General features: G+C 71.1%; 11 protein-coding genes. 3 read left to right on the top strand and 8 right to left on the bottom strand.

Translation table 11 applies throughout. The annotated features are described in order from the left end of the window. Positions 1-49: 49 nt before the first annotated feature. Complete coding sequence (locus D7V80_RS01105; protein ID WP_158616528.1) at positions 50-4,189, top strand: CARDB domain-containing protein; 4,140 nt, start codon at positions 50-52, stop codon at positions 4,187-4,189. An 87-nt stretch (positions 4,190-4,276) separates the two neighbouring features. On the opposite strand, the gene D7V80_RS01110 is transcribed toward D7V80_RS01105, so the two are convergent. From D7V80_RS01110 to D7V80_RS01130, 5 genes are all read right to left on the bottom strand, one after another. Beyond that, a complete protein-coding gene (locus D7V80_RS01110; RefSeq protein ID WP_120586407.1) occupies positions 4,277-5,251 on the bottom strand; it encodes an NAD-dependent epimerase/dehydratase family protein in 975 nt (324 codons plus the stop codon). Positions 5,252-5,285: 34 nt separating this feature from the next. Then, positions 5,286-5,819: a hypothetical protein gene (locus D7V80_RS01115; RefSeq protein WP_120586408.1), complete on the bottom strand. Its 534-nt coding sequence runs from the start codon at positions 5,817-5,819 to the stop codon at positions 5,286-5,288. A 58-nt stretch (positions 5,820-5,877) separates the two neighbouring features. Beyond that, positions 5,878-7,413 (bottom strand): DNA polymerase Y family protein, encoded by a 1,536-nt coding sequence (locus tag D7V80_RS01120; protein ID WP_120586409.1) that lies wholly within the window; start codon positions 7,411-7,413, stop codon positions 5,878-5,880. An 18-nt stretch (positions 7,414-7,431) separates the two neighbouring features. Then, positions 7,432-8,286 carry an ImuA family protein gene (locus D7V80_RS01125; protein ID WP_120586410.1) on the bottom strand — a complete coding sequence of 285 codons (855 nt, stop codon included), beginning with the start codon at positions 8,284-8,286 and terminating at the stop codon, positions 7,432-7,434. Between the two features lie 247 nt (positions 8,287-8,533). Next, positions 8,534-9,751 (bottom strand): vWA domain-containing protein, encoded by a 1,218-nt coding sequence (locus tag D7V80_RS01130; RefSeq protein ID WP_120586411.1) that lies wholly within the window; start codon positions 9,749-9,751, stop codon positions 8,534-8,536. A 270-nt stretch (positions 9,752-10,021) separates the two neighbouring features. Here D7V80_RS01130 and lon point away from each other — a divergent pair, with 270 nt between their 5' ends. Continuing rightward, the gene (gene lon, locus D7V80_RS01135) at positions 10,022-12,481 is read left to right on the top strand and encodes an endopeptidase La (protein WP_120586412.1); all 2,460 of its coding nucleotides are present in this window, start codon (positions 10,022-10,024) and stop codon (positions 12,479-12,481) included. Between the two features lie 91 nt (positions 12,482-12,572). Here lon and D7V80_RS01140 read toward each other — a convergent pair whose 3' ends face one another. Next, the gene (locus tag D7V80_RS01140; RefSeq protein WP_120586467.1) at positions 12,573-13,769 is read right to left on the bottom strand and encodes a cytochrome P450; all 1,197 of its coding nucleotides are present in this window, start codon (positions 13,767-13,769) and stop codon (positions 12,573-12,575) included. Positions 13,770-13,825: 56 nt separating this feature from the next. Here D7V80_RS01140 and D7V80_RS01145 point away from each other — a divergent pair, with 56 nt between their 5' ends. Then, positions 13,826-14,806, top strand: a complete 981-nt coding sequence (locus D7V80_RS01145) for an aldo/keto reductase (protein ID WP_120586413.1) — start codon at positions 13,826-13,828, stop codon at positions 14,804-14,806. Between the two features lie 24 nt (positions 14,807-14,830). Here D7V80_RS01145 and D7V80_RS01150 read toward each other — a convergent pair whose 3' ends face one another. Continuing rightward, positions 14,831-15,799, bottom strand: coding sequence for an FHA domain-containing protein (locus D7V80_RS01150; RefSeq protein WP_120586414.1), 969 nt, complete (start codon positions 15,797-15,799; stop codon positions 14,831-14,833). Further along, positions 15,787-17,136, bottom strand: a complete 1,350-nt coding sequence (locus D7V80_RS01155; RefSeq protein WP_120586415.1) for a serine protease — start codon at positions 17,134-17,136, stop codon at positions 15,787-15,789. Before D7V80_RS01155 ends, D7V80_RS01150 begins: the two co-directional genes overlap by 13 nt. Positions 17,137-17,168: the final 32 nt, after the last annotated feature.

The following is a 17,168-nucleotide window of genomic DNA, read 5'->3' on the forward strand; positions in this document are numbered from 1 at the left end:
CCCGGCCCGGCTGGCGCCTCATGTATTTCACACACCCCAAGGAGAACACATGCAACGGCTCTCGCCGTCATGGAGACATGCGTGTCTGCTCGTCGCTGGCACGCTCGTCATGACCGGCTGCGGAAGTGAAGGCGCTTCGTCCGAAACGAAGGCCGCCCGCGGTCAAACCCATTCACTGGACCACGGCTCGGACCTGGTCATCACCGAGCTCCGCGCCCCCGACAGCGTTCGCGACGGGTCTGCCTTCACCGCCACCGTGAAGGTCTGCAACCAGGGCTCCGCGGCCGCGTATCCCCAGGGCAGCGGCGACACGCTCCTGCAGCTGTACCTGTCCACGACCCCCACCCAGCAGGTGCCCGACCCCAATGGTCCACCCCCGACCCAGCAGGTCACCGTGGGCGAGGTGGGCGTGGGGCCGCTGGAGCCCCACCAGTGCGTCACGCGCACCGTGAACGCCTACGCGCTGCCCCCCATGGAAGGAACGATTCCCGGCGCCTTCTACCTGGGCGCCAGCATCGACACCTGGCAGCAGGTGCAGGAGCTGGATGAGACGAACAACGGCTTCGTCCGCGGCCTGATGGGCATGGGCTACGAGCAGGACCTCGTGGTCTCCGAAGTGAGCACGCCCGCGAGCGTCCAGCCGGGAGCGCCCTTCCTGGCCGACGTGCGCGTCTGCAACGTGGGCACGGATGCCGCCTCCTCCTCCGAGGTGAAGGTCTACATCTCCACGCTGGACACCCTGAGCCTCCCCACTCCGGGCACGCCGACGGATACCCAGGAGCAGGTGGGCTCCGTCATCGCGCCGCCGCTGAAGGCGGGCCAATGCCACACGGTCCGGACGCAGGCGTTCGCCCATGTTCCCCCGGCGGCCACCCAGCCCGAGCAGCCGCTGTACGTGGGCGCCATCATCGACCCGGAGCAGCAGCGCACCGAGCTGCGCGAGGACAACAACACGCGCGTCGCGGGCCGGATTGCCCTGGGGTTCCAGGCCGACCTGGTGGTCACCGACGTGACGGGGCCCGCCAACATCGATCCGGGGCAGCAGTTCTCTGGCTCCGTGAAGGTGTGCAACGTGGGCACGGACCAGGCCTCGGATGTGCGCGTGGACGTACTGCTGTCCACGGAGGCCTCGCTGGCCGCCTCGCAGGATCCCGGCTCCCAGACAGAGGCCTTCGTCGGCCAGGCGCAGGCGCCAGGGCTGGATGCCGGACGGTGCATCACGCTGCCGGTGTTCGGGGGCACGTCCCTGCCTTTCGCCTACCAGCCCGGGTCGCCGCTGTACCTGGGTGCGCGCGTGGACGGGATGCAGTTCGTCCAGGAGCTGCGGGATGACAACAACACCTTCACGAAGGGCACCGTGGGCGTGGGCTATGGCCCCGACCTGGTGGTCCGGTCGCTGAAGGGGCCCGCCAACCTCCCGGAGTACTCTTCGTTCCCCGTCGAGGCGCAGGTCTGCAACGTGGGCACGGGCGACATGACGGGCTACGCCTACCTGGAGCTGTACCTCTCCACGGAGGACGCGGTGGTGCTCTCGCCGCAGTCCGGGCCCTTCCCCACGCCGAATCAGGCCCAGGTGGGCATGACGGACGTGTCCTTCCTCTCCGCCGGTCAATGCCGGACGGTGACGGTGTATGCGCACCGCAACCTGCCCTGGGAGGCGCAGCCGGGTCAGCCCCTGTACCTGGGCGCGGCCGTCGACGCGTTCCACGGCATCCAGGAGCTGAACGAGGACAACAACACGTTCACCCAGGGGCTGGTGGGCACGGGGTCGGAAGCGGACCTCGTCGTCACCGACGTGAAGGCCCCCGCGAACCTCGATGAAGGCCAGCCCTTCACCGCGACCTACACGGTCTGCAACCAGGGCAACACCCCCGCGTCCTCCTATGGCGTGTCGCTGTTCCTCTCCACGGAGACGACGCCTCCCGTGTCGCGGCCGTATCCGGCCCCGCCCGTGTTCGCGGAGCCCACGCGGGCCTACGCCTTCCTGGGCCGCGCCCAGCCCTACGGGACGCTGGAGCCCGGGCAGTGCACGACCCAGCGCTCCACGTTCCACGCCGAGCGTCCGGTGGACGCGATGCCCTCGCCGTTCGAGCGGCCCCTGAACCTGAGCGCGGTCGTGGACCTGTCGGGGGTCGAGCCGCGCGTGGACAACAACGGCTTCGCCGCGGGCATCATGGGCCTGGGCTACGGGCCGGACCTCGTCATCACCGAGCTCCAGGGGCCCGCCAGCGTGCAGCCCGGGAGCACCTTCACCAGCACCGTGAAGGTCTGCAACGTGGGCACGGCGCCGCTGAACGGCTCCTCGCACGTGGCGGTCTACGTGAGCGCGGAGGACACCCTGCCGGCGCCGAACCCCCTGCCCTTCCCGTCCATGCCGACGGGGGCCAGCCAGAGGTTCGTGGGTGACGCACCCCTGTCGTCGCTGGGCGCGGGCGCCTGCACCACGCGGCAGATCTCCGGACCCGCGGACTCGCCGCCCAACGCGATTCCGTTCCGTCCGCTGTACCTGGGGGCCGTCGTCAATCCGGGCGCGATGACGCAGGAGATGCGCTGGGACAACAACACCCGCGTGGCGGGTCCCCTGAGCGTGGGCAACGGGCCGGACCTGGTGGTCACCGCGCTGGAGGCCCCCCCCACCGTCGCGCCGTGGGAGCCGTTCGCCGCCACCGTGCGCGTCTGCAACGTGGGAACCGATCCCTCCAGCTCCACCGAGGTCGCGCTCGTCGTGTCCACGGAGCAGACCTGGACCCTGCCTAGGCCGGGCCAGCCGTCGCCGTTCCCCAACCCGAACCAGACCGTCGCGGGGTTCCTGAACGTCGCGCCGCTCCAGGCCGGGCAGTGCGTGAGCGCCATGGGGATGGTGTCCACCGACCAGCCCTATGGGACCTCGCCGGAGCAGCCCGTGTACCTGAGCGCCGCCGTGGATCCGTTCCAGTACCGGGCGGAGCTGCGCGAGGACAACAACGTCTTCTCGCGAGGGCGCATCGGCGTGGGGTACGCGCCGGACCTGGTCATCACCGCGGTGACGACGCCCCCCAGCATCCAGGCGTCCTTCACCGCCACCGTCACCGTCTGCAACCAGGGCCCCCAGGCCACGTCGTTCGGCCAGCCGGTGAGGGTGACGCTGCACCTGCTGACCCATCCCGAGCTGTCCCTGCCGGCGCAGTACGGGCCCCCGCCTCCTCCCGGGGACATCCTGGGAGATGTCTTCCTCTCCTCCCATCTGGGAGCGCACACCTGCATCACCACGCCGGTTCTGGGAAACCTCTACGGGAGCACGGGGCCGGAGCCGCGCGCGTACTACGTGGGGGCCATGGTGGACCCGAACTGGAACGTCCAGGAGGTGCGCAAGGACAACAACACCTTCGTCGGACCGCGCGTCGCCGTGGGCAGCGGCCCGGACCTCGTCATCACCGCGATGGGCGGGCCGGCGAACCTGGAGCCCTATGTACAGGTGCAGGCCCCCGTCACCGTCTGCAACCAGGGCACGCAGCCCTCCTACCCCCAGATGGTGGAGTTCTTCCTCTCCACGGAGTCCACCCCGCCGGACCTGAGCTTCGCCGCGGAATTCCCTGTGCCGGGCTCCGGCGTGTCCCTGGCGGGAACGGTGGACATTCCGTCCCTGCCCGAGAACGCGTGCATCACGCGGGAAGGCTTCCTCCAAGCCAATCCGCCCCCCGCGGAGCCGGGAGCGCCCCTCTTCGTGGGGGCCCTGATGCGCGCCTGGGTCCCCAACGACGAGCTGCGCACGGACAACAACGCCTTCGTGCGGGGCCGCATCGGCGTGGGGTACGCGCCGGACCTGGTCGTCACGGAAGTCACCGCTCCGTTCGCCGTGCGTGGGGGAGAGATGTTCACCACCCTCGTGACGGTCTGCAACCAGGGCACGCAGCCCGCGGCGTGGAACACCGCGGTGCAGCTCTACCTCTCCACCCAGCCCACCCTGGCGTTCATGGACGAGATGCCGTCCTCCTCCACCCAGGTGACCCTGGGCCAGACGGAGGTGGGCGATCTGGAGGCGGGGCAGTGCACGACGCGCCAGCTCTTCACCTCCGCGTACACGCTGCCCGGCAACCAGAGCTCCGGGCTGTTCTACCTGGGCGCGCTGGTGGACCCGTGGCGGTCGGCGACGGAGCTGCGCGAGGACAACAACGCCTTCGTCGAGAACTTCCTCGCGGTGCTGCCGTAGCCACACTCCGCATTACGTAGGACGCGCGGGCGTCGGCCGGGGTCTTCATGAGCCCCGGGCGGCGCCCGCCGCCGTTTCATGCAGGCTTCAGCGGGAGGCAGCGCTCCACTCGCGGTACCACGCCACCAGCCGGGCCACGCCCGCGTCCACGGACACGCGCGGCCGGAAGCCCGTCTCCGCCTCCAGCCGCGAGGTGTCCGCCCACGTGGAGACCATCTCCGCGGGCGCCGAGGGCACGGAAGACACGCGGGCCTTCGTGCCCCAGTGCCGCTCCAGGAGGCCCACGAAGTCCCCCAGCGCCACCGGCTCGCCATGGCCCACGTTGAGCAGCCGGTGCGGCGGGCTCCCCGACGGCGGCCGGTCCAGCACGCGCAGCACGGCCTCCGCCACGTCATCCACGAAGGTGAAGTCGCGCCGCATGCGCCCGTCGCCGTGCAGCCGCAGGGGCTCACCCTTCGCCAGCGCGCGCAGGAACAGCAGCGGCGCCATGTCCGGACGTCCCCATGGCCCGTACACCGTGAAGAAGCGCAGGCCGCTCGTGGGCAGCCGGTGCAGGTGGCTGTACGCGTGCGCCATCAGCTCGTTGGCGCGCTTGGTGGCGCCGTAGAGGTTGAGCGGTTGATCCACGGGCGCGTCCTCGCGGAACGGAGCGGGCGTGGCCGCGCCGTACACGGAGCTGGAGGACGCATAGACGAGGTGCCGGACGCGCGCCTCGCGGCAGGCCTCCAGCACGCGCACGAAGCCCGTCACGTTGGTGTCCGCGTACGCCGGAGCCTCCGCGTCCGGGGCCCGCACGCCCACCCGCGCGGCCAGGTGCACCACGCCCTCCGGACGCGCGGCCGCGAACGCCTCGCCCAGCCGGGCCGCGTCGGTGATGTCTCCTGCGAGGAAGGTGAAGCCGCGCGCTCCGGACAGCCGCTGGAGGCGCGAGCGCCGCAGCGCCACGTCTCCAGGGGCCGCGTCCAGCGCGTCCAGGCCCACCACCGTGTCACCCCGGGAGAGCAGCCGCTCGCAGACGTGGGCACCGATGAAGCCCGCCGCGCCCGTCACCAGGACCCGCATGCCCCCCTCGTCACGCGCGAAAGAAGGACGGCCATCACGGCACCGCCGGCATCGCGTCGATGACGGCCCGGCGCAGGAACGAGTTCCAGTCCGTGGCGGACTGGTAGGCGCTCACGATGGGCTGCGAGCGGAACGTGTCCGTCCAGAGCACCTGGCCGTTGGGGTCCACCATGCCCAGCCGCAGCACCACGTCCACCCGGTTCAGCACCGCCGCGCCGGACACGTCCAGCCAGTCCAGGATGACCACCACCGCGGCCTCGGCCTTGTTCTGCTGGATGAAGGACGCCACCTCGTCCGTGAGCGGCACCGGGGCCTGGGACTGGCGCGTGGCCACGACCTCGAAGCCGCGCGAGAGGAGCTCCGACTCCGCCTGGCGGGCCAGCACCGTGCGCGGGTTGCTCTCCCCGATGATGTCCTGGCGGAACGAGCCCGTGGGCAGCACGTCCACGCGCGAGCCCGATACCACCACCACCTTGCGAATGGCTCCCTCCGGGCGCACCTGCCGGGCGGCGCAGGCCGGAAGGACGAGGGACACGAGGAGCAGCGGGAGGAGTCGTGCGGGGCGCATGCCGTCACGCTAGGCCACAAGCGGCGGAGCCTCCACCCCGACCGCACCCGCCTGCCCCTCAATCGAACAACCCCTGCAGGTAGAAGTCCCCGTCCCGCCCGTCCCGGTACACCCAGGCGGGCCCCAGCCCCTCGAAGTGCACGCGGTAGTAGTCCCGCTGGTACGGGGTGTCCGTCCACCATTCACCACCCAGGCGCTCCGGCCCGGCCATCGCCGTCACCCGGTGCCGCCGCCCCGCGAGCCGCGCCGCCAGCATCTCCCCGGACGCCGTCACCTCCGCGTCCAGCCGGGCCGGCTGGGCCAGCAGCCGCGACGGCCGCTCCCGGGCGGCCCCCGCCTCGCGCCAGACGGTGATGGGCGCGGCGGGTTCTGTCGCCGGAGCCAGCGGGCCCGACGGGGACAGCAGGCCGCGCCGCGTCTCCGGGGGATGGAAGGCCCGGGGCGCATGCGCGGACTCCGGCCGGTGCACCGCCTCCAGGGACGCGGCGAACAGCGCCCCCTCGCCCAGCGTCGTCGCCAGCCGTGACAGCACGCCCTCCAGGGCCGCGTCCCCCTCCGGCGCGTCCCCCAGCGCCAGCTGCTGGCCCAGGTCCTCGTCGTGCGCGTCCACCCGCACGGCGACCTCCGCCACCGGCCGCTCCAGCCGCAACTCCCCCAGCCGGTGCCGCGCCAGGTCCAGCAGCAGCTTCGCGCGCGCCGTGGGCCGCGCCAGCAGGAGCGGCACCTGGGCCTCGCCGGTGGGGTCCAGGCGCAGCACGAAGGTGAGCCGCACCGCCGCCCGCTGCCGCCCGGACAGCCGCGCGCCCAACCGGTCGAGCAGCGTCTTGAGCGCGAACTGCACGGGCTCGAAGGTGTCCGAGGGCGCGTCCAGCACCACCCTGTCCTCCAGCGCCTCCTCCAGTGGCTCCGGCGTGAAGGGCGTGTCGTCCACGCCCCGGCACCGCGCATGGGCCCGGGCCGCGGCCGCGCCTCCGCGCGCCGTCACCGCCCCGGCCGGCAGCGCCGCCACCTCGCCCAACGTGGACAAGCCCAGGACGGAGAAGGCCTTCGCCGCCGCGTCCTCCAGCGCGCTCAGCGGCAGCGGCGCCAACGCCCGGGCGCCCTGCCCCTCCGGCACCACCTCCACCCGCCGGGAGCCATGCCGCGCCAGCACCCGCGAGGTGAACGCCTCCGACGCCACCGTCACGTGCGCCCGGTAGCCCTGCTCGCCACAGACCTCCAGCACGCGCGCGCCCAGCTCCTGTTCGCCCCCCACCAGGTGCGCCGCGCTCGCGTCGAACCACAGCCCGTCCGGCGCATCGCGCTGGAAGCCAGGACACAGGCCGAGCAGCGACTCCCCCAGCGCGGTCAGCGCCTGGGCCTCGTCCTTCAACCGGTACGGGAAGTTCCGCAGTTCGGGCTCCAGCGCGGTGGCCGCCGTCAGCGTCATCCCCGGCCGCACGCCGGCCTTCAGCGCGCGCGTGGAGGCGAAGGCCACCCGGCGCTGGCCGCGCACCTCCTCCACCAGCACCAGCGGCTGGCCCGCGAGCGCGGGCGACTCAATGACCTTGCGCTGCACCGGGAAGCGCGTGACGTGCAGGTAGCCCCTCCGCATGGCCCACCCTCTTCCTGATCAGCGGCCGTCCGGGGACAGCGCGCCCCCCAGCGAAGGCATGGGCGCGTCCCGGCCGGGGCGCTGGCCCAGGATGCCCATGCCGTTGCGCACGCGATCAGACGGGTCCCGGTAGAAGCCCGGCCCCGCGTCCTCTGGCGTCTCCACGTCCGCGTCCAGGAGCCGCGCCCCGGCATCCAGCCCCACCTCCGGGTAGAGCTCCCGCCAGGGGCTCACGACGCGCGTCCCCACGCCCCCGCCCCGGCTGCGCTCCAGCTCCACGGACCAGCCCTGGACACCCCGGGCCTCCAGCCGCAGCCGCGCAAGGCCGTCCGCGGGCGCCTCCGGCGACGTCAAGAGCAGCACCAGCGTCCCGCCCCGCGCCGCCGCGTCCGCGAGCTTGCGCGCCTCCGTCAGGGCCAGCCGCTCCGGACGCCCCGGGGCGCCCACGCCGAGCGTCAGGTCCACCACCACCGCCGTGAAGGCACCGCTGCGCGCCAGCTGCACGGCGGCCCACACCCGCTGCGCGAAGGCCTGGGGCCGCACGACGAGCAGCCGCTCCAGGTCCACGCCCAGCGCCGCCGCCGCGGGGGGATAGAGCTCCTTCGGACCATCCACCCACGCGCACAGGCGCAGCTCCCGGTGCGCGGACGCCACCGCGCGCAGCGCCAGGCTGGTGCGCCCCGACGCCGCCTCGCCGCACAGCTCCACGGAGTGCCCCAGCGGCAGACCCCCTTGAGGCAGCAGCGCGTCCACCGCGTCCACGCCCGTGCGCAGCACCGACAGCGCGCGACGGGGCGCCGCCTGCAACTGGCGGATCCGTTCGCGCAGCTCCTCCACCACCGTCAACCCCGACCGTTCGATCGCCGCGCCCATGGGGCCTCCTTGCCTCGCGCACCGCGCGCGCATGAGGCCAGTATCCGAGGCCGTCTGACACCCGAGCAGGCGTCATTCCGGGTGCACCGGACCTGTCAAGTCGGGTGCTCCGCTCGACGGGAAGGGGCGGATCCGCGCGCATCATTTTTTTGGCACCGGACATGACAGGTCACGTGCGGAGCCACGAAAAAGGGCCCCGCGTCCTTCGCGGGGCCCTTCGGGTGAGGCCTGGCGGATCAGCTCCGGGCTATCCCGCGCACAGCACCTTCACCTCCACCTTCGTGTCGCCCACGCGCCGCAGGCACGGGCCCAGGAAGAAGATGCGCGCGGAGCGGTCGCCGCTGGGGGGCTCGTAGCGGAAGTCGCCGTTGGACGCCGTGCACGTCTGCACGGAGCCGTCCGCGCGCGTGACGTACACCACCGCGAGCCGCGGATCCGGCAGGTTCACCACGGACACGCTCTGCGCCACCGTGGCCAGATCCGCGATGTCCAGCAGCGTCTGCTGGTAGCTCGTCTTGCAGATGGAATCCAGGTTCGCCCGGGTCGCGTCGAACGCCTTCGCCATGTCGCTCTGCCGGTAGCCGGGTCCGTAGGACGTCGGGCAGTCGACGTTGCGCACGTTGGTCGTGCCGCCCGTCGTGTCCACGATCAGCTCCGCGCGCTTGTCCGTCACCGCCACGGGCCCGATGGTCGCCCACAGCACCTCGCGCGACGCACCCTGGCTGTCACGCAGGCTCTGGAAGGCCTGGTAGTACTCCGACACCGGGGTCAGCTTGTCCCCCTGCGCCGTGCACGCGTCCACGGCCCGGTCCACGCCCAGCGCCACCGGGGGCGGCCGCTGCTGGGAGCTGCAGTCCTCCTCGTCGGACACCACCACCACCAGCAGGCGGGAGTCGTCCCGCAGGAAGCCCCCGTTGCCCCCTTCCGCCAGCGGCAGGGTGGCCAGGGGCGAGGCGACCGCCAGCCGCACCGCCTCGAAGGGCGCCTCCTGACCGCTGCCTGAGGTTCCCTGGTCCACCAACCGCTGGAACTTGGGCAGCAGCAGCGGATCCGAACCCTCGATGAAGCGCTCGGCGGTGGGCTGGTTCGCCTCGTCCCTCACCGGCTGCAGCCGGCCCTCCTGATCCGGAAAGTTGCGGATGACGTCCGCCCCATCCGGGAAGAGCTGGCGCTGGTACACGGAGGTGGTGATGACCCCCACGCGGAAGTCCTGGGACACACCGTTGCCCTCCTTCAGCGCGGCCAGGAAGGCGGGCAGCTCCGTCGCGATTCCCTGCTGCTCCTCGCTCATGGATCCGGAGTTGTCGATGACGAAGAGGATGTCCGTCTTCTGGGGAGCCACGATCGGAGGGGTCGCCTCGCAGGCATCCGGGACCGTGGAGCCGTCGTCATCCACGGGGGAGTGGCATCCGAGCGCCAGGAGCGCGGACAGCGACATCAGGTGGGCGCAGGTGTGGAGCTTCACATCGTCCTCCAGTGCGGGGACGCGCGCTCGCGCACCGCATCAGGCGTGAGAGGGGGCGAGCATGCCCCACCCCATCGCCGGACGCGAGACTTCTGGGCCGTTACATAGAGGAGAGTCGTACAGAAGACGAGGCACGGAAATAACGCACATCGCGTTTGCCATGTCCCGTTTGGTTGTTACGTTGGTTCATCCGCCGCAGAAAACAACCGGATGGTTCACCGGCCCGGCCGCTTGCTGACCGGGTTCAAGCAAGGAAGAGGCCGAACTCCTATGTCTGACGAGAAGAAGAAGGGCACCGCGGCCAGCGCCATGCCCACCGCGATGGCCCCTCCGGGGCTCATCAACAAGGAAGACATTCCGCAGGTGCTGCCCATCCTGCCGCTGCGCAACAGTGTCTTCTTCCCCGGCGGTGTGCTGCCCCTGGCCGTCGGCCGCCAGAAGACGATTGCGCTGATCAAGGACGCCGTCCGTGACGACCAGGTCATCGGCGTCGTGACGCAGCGCCGCGCCGAGGAAGAGGATCCGGGCGCGTCCGATCTGTACACGATGGGCACCGTCGCCCGCATCGTGAAGCTCTTGAAGATGGGCGAGGACAACTACTCGCTCGTGGTCCAGGGCCTCGCGCGCTTCCGCGTGATGGAGCTGGTCCAGGAAGCGCCCTACCTCAAGGCCCGCGTCGACGCCGTGGAGGACAAGACCTCCAGCGAGAACGTCGAAGTGGAGGCCCTGGGCATCAACCTGAAGAAGCTGGCGCGCGAGGTCATCGAGCTGATGCCCGAGCTGCCCGCCGCCGCCACGGAGCTGGTGGAGAGCATCACGCATCCGGGCCACCTGGCGGACCTCATCGCCGCCAACGTGGACGTGCCCATCGAGGAGAAGCAGGCCGTGCTGGAGACGGTCGACCTCAAGGCGCGCATGAAGCTCGTCCTGGAGCTGCTCAACCGCAAGCGCGAGATCCTCAAGCTCTCCAACAAGATCGACTCCGCCGTGAAGGGCGAGATGTCGAAGACCCAGCGCGAGTACTACCTGCGCCAGCAGCTCAAGGCGATCAAGGAAGAGCTCGGTGAGATGGGCGAGGAGGAGGAGGAGCTCGACGAGCTGCAGGAGCGCCTGAAGAAGGCCGCCCTTCCTCCGGAAGTGGAGAAGGTCGCCCAGAAGGAGCTCAACCGCCTGAAGACGATCCCGGCGGCCTCCAGCGAGTACACCGTCGCGCGCACCTACCTGGACTGGATCGCGGACCTGCCGTGGTCGAAGGTGTCCGAGGACAACCTCGACATCGAGAACGCGCGCCAGCAGCTGGACAAGGATCACTTCGGCATCAAGAAGGTGAAGAAGCGCATCCTGGAGTACCTGGCCGTCCGCAAGCTGAAGAACGACATGCGCGGGCCCATCCTGTGCCTCGTCGGTCCCCCGGGCGTCGGCAAGACGTCGCTGGGCCAGAGCGTGGCCAAGGCCACCGGCCGCAAGTTCGTGCGCCTGTCCCTGGGCGGCGTGCGTGACGAGGCGGAGATCCGTGGCCACCGCCGCACGTACGTGGGCGCGCTGCCGGGCCGCTTCATCCAGAGCATGAAGAAGGCCGGGACGAAGAACCCGGTCATGATGCTGGACGAAATCGACAAGCTGGGCGCGGACTTCCGCGGCGACCCGAGCGCGGCGCTGCTGGAGGTGCTGGACCCGGAGCAGAACAGCACGTTCAGCGACCACTACCTGGACGTGGCGTTCGACCTGTCGAAGGTCATGTTCGTCGCCACGGCGAACCAGCTGGATCCCATCCCCGGGCCGCTCCGCGACCGCATGGAGATCATCGAGCTGACGGGCTACACGTTCGAGGAGAAGCAGGCCATCGCCCGCATCCACCTCGTGCCGAAGCAGCTCAAGGAGCACGGCCTCAACGGGGACCACATCGAGGTGCAGGACGAGGCGCTGCTCATCCTGACCACGTCGTACACCCGCGAGGCGGGCGTGCGTAACCTGGAGCGCCGCATCGCGGACATCTGCCGCGCGGTGGCGGTGGAAGTGGCCGGTGGCAAGATGGAGAAGCAGACCATCGGCGCGGAGCGCGTGAAGGAGATCCTCGGGCCCGAGACGTTCTACTCGGAGGTCGCGGAGCGCACGGAGGTTCCCGGTGTGGCGACGGGCCTCGCGTGGACCGCGGCGGGCGGCGACCTGCTCTTCATCGAAGCGACCAAGATGGCGGGCAAGGGCGGCATGACGCTCACCGGCCAGCTGGGCGACGTGATGAAGGAGTCCGCCACGGCGGCCCTGAGCTACCTGCGCAGCAAGGCGGAGGCGCTGGGCATCAACCCGAACTTCCTCGAGAAGACGGACATCCACCTGCACTTCCCCGCGGGCTCCATCCCCAAGGATGGTCCTTCGGCCGGCGTCACCATCCTGACCGCGCTCACCAGCCTGCTGACGGGCATCCGGGTGCGGCACGACACGGCGATGACGGGCGAGGCCACGCTGCGTGGCCTGGTGCTGCCGGTGGGCGGCATCAAGGAGAAGGTCCTGGCGGCGCACCGCGCGGGCATCAAGCGCGTCATCCTGCCGGAGCGTTGCCGCAAGGACCTGATCGACGTGCCGGAGCAGGCGAAGAACGAGCTGGAGTTCATCTTCGCCACGAAGATGGACGAGGTCCTCAGCGCCGCGCTGGAGACGTCTCCGTTCAAGGAGGGCGCCGCGATCCCGGCGACCACCACGGACACGCCCCCGGCGGAAGTCCGGGCGTAACGAGGTCCAGGGTGTGAAGTGACGCGGGCAGGTTCCCTTCATCGGGGACCTGCCCGTTGTCTTTGCGGGGCTGCCCTGCCCTGTCTTCGCATCAGTGCGGGTGCAGGACGAGCGGCAGCGTGGCGGGCCCGCGCACCACCAGCGTGCGGTGCCACGTCATGGGCTCCGGGCCGGCCTGCACGTGGCGGAAGGCGTCCAGCATGGCCTCCAGGGCCAGGCGGCCCTCCATGCGCGCCAGCTGCGCGCCCAGGCAGAAGTGGACGCCGTGGCCGAAGGGCAGGTTCTGCGGGCTGGGGCGGGACAGGTTGAAGCGGTCGCCGTCCGGGAAGTGCGCCTCGTCGTGCGCCGCGGAGCCCAGGAGCACCAGCACGGGGGCGCCCTTGGGCAGGCTCACCCCGCCCAGCTCCACCGCCTCCGTGGTGAGGCGCGGCGCGGCCTGGGCGGGCGGTTCGTAGCGCAGCACCTCGTCGATGAACGCGGGGATGCGCGAGCGGTCCGAGCGCAGCTGGGCCCAGATCTCCGGGTGCTCCCTCAGCACGACGAGCGACGCGCCCAGGAGGTGCACCTCCGTCTCGATGCCGCCCACCAAGAGGAGCGCCATGAAGGCGATGAGCTCGTCCTTGGACAGGGCCTCGCCGTCCACGCGGGCCTGTTGCAGCTCGCTGACCAGGTCCGTGCCGGGCGCGCGGGCGCGGGCGTCCAGCACCTCGCCGAAGTACTGGCGCAGCTCCGCCACCGCGTCGCGGGCCCGCTGCTTGCGGTCCTCTTCTTCCGGCCGGACGGTGGTGACGCCGCCGGTGATGAGGTCCGCCCACTGCTTCAGGCGCGTGGCGCGCGCGGGGTCCAGGCCCAGCAGCTCGCTTATGACTGCGGCGGGGATGCGCAGCGCGTACGGGGGCATCAGGTCCACGGGCACGCCGCGGGGCAGCTCCGCCACCGCCTGCCGGCAGAGGTCGCGCACGCGGGGCTCCAGCCGGGCCATGGCGGCTGCGCCGAACGCCTTCTGCACCAGCACCCGCAGGCGGCCGTGCTGGGGCGGGTCCATGGTGAGCATGGACTCGGAGAAGGGATTGCCGCCCAGCCAGGGCGGGTTGGTGGCCACGCGGAAGCCCTGCGAGGAGAAGCGCTGGGGGTCCTTGAGGACGCGCAGCACGTCTTCATGGCGCGACACGGCCCACATGCCACCGGGCTCCACCTGACAGACGGGGGCTTCGCGGCGCATGCGGGCGTAGGTGGGATAGGGGTTGGCCTTCACTTCCGGCGACAGGAGGTTGAAGCGCTCGCTCATGCTGGGCATACGCAAGCAGCGAACCTCTCTGGCACCACACACGAAGGAGCGGACCCATGAAGTACGCCAACCTGGGACACACCGGCCTGCGGGTCTCCCGCATCTGCCTGGGCTGCATGAGCTACGGCACCCCGAAGTGGCGCCCGTGGGTGCTGGACGAAGAGGCGGCGCAGCCCTTCTTCCGCCGCGCGGTGGAGCTGGGCGTCACCTTCTTCGACACCGCGAACATGTACTCGGACGGGGTCAGTGAAGAGGTGACGGGCCGCGCGCTGCGCAAGTACGCGAAGCTGGACGAGGTGGTGCTGGCCACGAAGGTCTACTTCCCCACGGGCAGCGGCCAGAACGAGCGCGGCCTGTCGCGCAAGGCCATCACCCAGGCGTGCGAGGCGAGCCTCAAGCGGCTGGGCGTGGACACCATCGACCTCTATCAAATCCACCGGATGGACCCGAACACGCCCATCGAGGAGACGCTGTCCGCGTTGGATCAGCTCGTGCGCCAGGGCAAGGTGCGCTACCTGGGCGCGAGCTCCGCGTACGCGTGGCAGTTCATGCGCGCGCTCAGCGTGTCCGAGCGCAACGGCTGGGCGCGCTTCGTGTCCATGCAGAACCACTACAACCTCGTCTACCGCGAGGAGGAGCGGGAGATGCTGCCCCTCTGCGAAGCGGAGGGCGTGGGCGTCATCCCCTGGTCGCCGCTGGCGCGAGGGCTGCTCGCGGGTTCGCGCAAGTCGCTGGACGACAAGGAGGCCACGACGCGCGCGGGCTCCGACACGCTGTCGCCCATCCTCTACAACCAGCCCGGGGACTGGGACGTGGTGGAGGCGGTGAAGCAGGTGGCGGAGGCGCGCAAGGCCCCGCCCGCGCAGGTGGCCCTGGCGTGGCTCCTGTCCAAGCCCGTCGTCACCGCGCCCATCATCGGCGCGACGAAGCCCGAGCACCTGGAGGACGCGGTGAAGGCCGTGAGCCTCAAGCTGACGCCGGAAGAGGTGAAGGCGCTGGAGGCCCCCTACAAGCCGCACGCGGTGCGCGGCCTGTAGAGCGGTGCCAGGGGTGGACGCGCCTCAGCGCTCCTTCACGAGCGCGTCCACCTTCTTCTCCAGCGGCTTCACGTCCTCGAAGAACGAGTCCATGGAGTGCGCCGGGGCCACGCGCAGCACCGGCGGCAGGAGCGAGCGGGGGAACTCCAGCTCCTCGCTGAAGGGCTCGTTGCCCAGCATCTCCGACGCGTTCGTGAGGACCAGCACGCCCACCGACGCGATGACGAGCCCGCGCACCACCCGCTTGCCGCTCCAGCGCGTCACGTAGCGCAGGTGCCAGTAGAGCCCCCACCCCACCAGTCCCAGCACGGCCAGCGTGCGCACGAAGCCCAGCCACGAGCCCAGCGAGAAGCTGAAGCTCACGAGCGCGAACAAGGGCGGTAGCAGTGCGAAGCCCAGCAGCACCAGGGCGGCGATGGTGGCGTGCACGCGGAAGTGGAAGCGCTTGCGCGCGATGCGGCTCGCCAGCGACCAGCCCCCGGCCCACAGGAGCGCCAGCCCCAGGGGCACCACCGCGGACATCAGCAGGTCGCCCCAGTCCGTCTTCCGGAACTGGGTCACCCGCTCGGAGATGAAGGACGTCACGACCAGCGCCTGCAGCGCGAGCGCGAAGGCCCGGGGGCGCTCGATCAAGCGCTCGCTGGGCGCTTCAGGCGCTTCGTTGACGACGGTGTCCTCCACCACGAAGGAGCGGGGCCGGAAGCGCAGCACCGTGTCCCCCACGGACACCCGCGCGTCCGGCGTGATGATCAGCTCCTTCAGCGCCGCCCACGGCTCCACGCTGAAGGTGCCGTTGACGCTGCCCACGTCATGCAGCACCACCGCGCCGTCCTCGCGCCGCTCCAGGCGCAGGTGTTCGGCGGAGACCTTCGGGTCGTCCAGGATGATGTCGTTGGTGTAGCCGCGCCCCACCGTCACCGGCAGCGTGTCCAGCCGGTGGCGGGACTGGACGGCGTCCCCTTCCAGCACCTCCAGGAAGATCACTTCACCCACGACAGCCCCTCCAGGTAGCGGCGAGCCAGCTTGCGGGCGTTCTCCGCGGAGAAGCCGCCCAACGTGAGGCTGGTGTCCACGCCGTGCGTGGAGGCGTTCAGCGTGGCCGCGCGCAGCACCAGGTCGTAGAGGCCCGGGAAGCGGCGGTAGGCACGCAGGCAGATGGCGGCGCGCACCGTGAGGCCGTTCACGTCCACGAACTCCGACTTGCAGCGGAAGTTGGTGACGTCCTCGCGCGTGGCGGCCACCGCGTCCGGGTCCTGCGAGAAGAGCGTGCTGTAGAGCGCGGAGAAGCGCATCGCGCCCAGCTTCTGGCTTTCGACGTGCTGGTGCAGGTAGGCCACCACGCCCGTGCGGTGGCTGGAGGACAGGAAGATGTCCTCCTCGGAGGAGCACTGGTAGCTCGTCACCGTGTAGGGCGTCTCCGGATCATGCGGCGTGTCGCCCCAGCACTTGAGGAAGGGGCTCCAGCGGCCGGGGACGCGGTACCCGCCCAGCGACTGCTTCGGCAGTTCCGTGGCCATCAGCCGGTCGGTGATGCGCTGCTGGTTGGCCAGCAGCTGCTCCTTCACGGACGTCATCAGCGCGGCCGGCTCCGGCGGAGCGCCCTGCTCCAGCGCCCGGTCGAGCAGCGCCCGCGCGCGGGACACCGGCACCAGGAAGCCCACCTGGTTGCCCATGGTGGCCACGTTGACGCCCACGACGCCGCCTTCGCCGCTGAGCGTGGGCCCGCCGCTCATGCCGGGGTTGATGGCGCCGCTGAAGTGCACGCGCTCGTAGAGGGCGTCGCGCACCAGGCCGTTGTAGGTGCCCTCCACGATGGTGGTGCCCAGGTCGCGCGGGTTGCCCATGGCGAACAGGCGCGTGCCCTGCGGCGGTTCGTGCTCCTCCAGCTTGAAGTAGTCGCTGACGGGCGCGTCCACCTGGATGACGGCCAGGTCGCTCGCCACGTCCACCGCGAGCAGGCGCACCGGCACCGTCGCGTCGCCGCGGTCCAGCTCCGCCGTGTAGTCCTCCGGGTGGAGCACCAGGTCGGAGACGACGTGGTAGTTCGTGAGGGCGTGGCCCTTCGCGCTCACGAAGAACGCGGAGCCGATGGAGGACTTCGTCCCGGAGCGGCGCTCGATGATGCGCACCTGCGAGACGCGGCCCTGGATGCGGCGGAACAGCTCGTGCGTGGCCGGGGGCAGCGAGGCCACCGGCAGGGGCGGCACCACCGTGTCCGCGACGCCAGCGTCCGGCGCCGGGAGGACCACCGGCGGGGCTGGGGACGCCGAAGGCTCCGGAGGAGCCGCGGGCTCCTGCGCGAGCACGGCGACAAGGAGAAGGGAGAACATGGGCGGTGGCACCGTATCCCACCGCGAGCCCC

Source organism: Corallococcus sp. CA054B, from assembly GCF_003611625.1.
Classification (GTDB): Bacteria; Myxococcota; Myxococcia; order Myxococcales; family Myxococcaceae; genus Corallococcus; species Corallococcus coralloides.

Bases quoted from the DNA above. Each gene is read 5' to 3' on its own strand.
- D7V80_RS01105 (WP_158616528.1), top strand. From the start codon at position 50: ATGCAACGGCTCTCGCCGTCATGGAGACATGCGTGTCTGCTCGTCGCT.
- D7V80_RS01110 (WP_120586407.1), bottom strand. From the start codon at position 5,251: ATGCGGGTCCTGGTGACGGGCGCGGCGGGCTTCATCGGTGCCCACGTC.
- D7V80_RS01115 (WP_120586408.1), bottom strand. From the start codon at position 5,819: ATGCGCCCCGCACGACTCCTCCCGCTGCTCCTCGTGTCCCTCGTCCTT.
- D7V80_RS01120 (WP_120586409.1), bottom strand. From the start codon at position 7,413: ATGCGGAGGGGCTACCTGCACGTCACGCGCTTCCCGGTGCAGCGCAAG.
- D7V80_RS01125 (WP_120586410.1), bottom strand. From the start codon at position 8,286: ATGGGCGCGGCGATCGAACGGTCGGGGTTGACGGTGGTGGAGGAGCTG.
- lon (WP_120586412.1), top strand. From the start codon at position 10,022: ATGTCTGACGAGAAGAAGAAGGGCACCGCGGCCAGCGCCATGCCCACC.
- D7V80_RS01140 (WP_120586467.1), bottom strand. From the start codon at position 13,769: ATGAGCGAGCGCTTCAACCTCCTGTCGCCGGAAGTGAAGGCCAACCCC.
- D7V80_RS01145 (WP_120586413.1), top strand. From the start codon at position 13,826: ATGAAGTACGCCAACCTGGGACACACCGGCCTGCGGGTCTCCCGCATC.
- D7V80_RS01155 (WP_120586415.1), bottom strand. From the start codon at position 17,136: ATGTTCTCCCTTCTCCTTGTCGCCGTGCTCGCGCAGGAGCCCGCGGCT.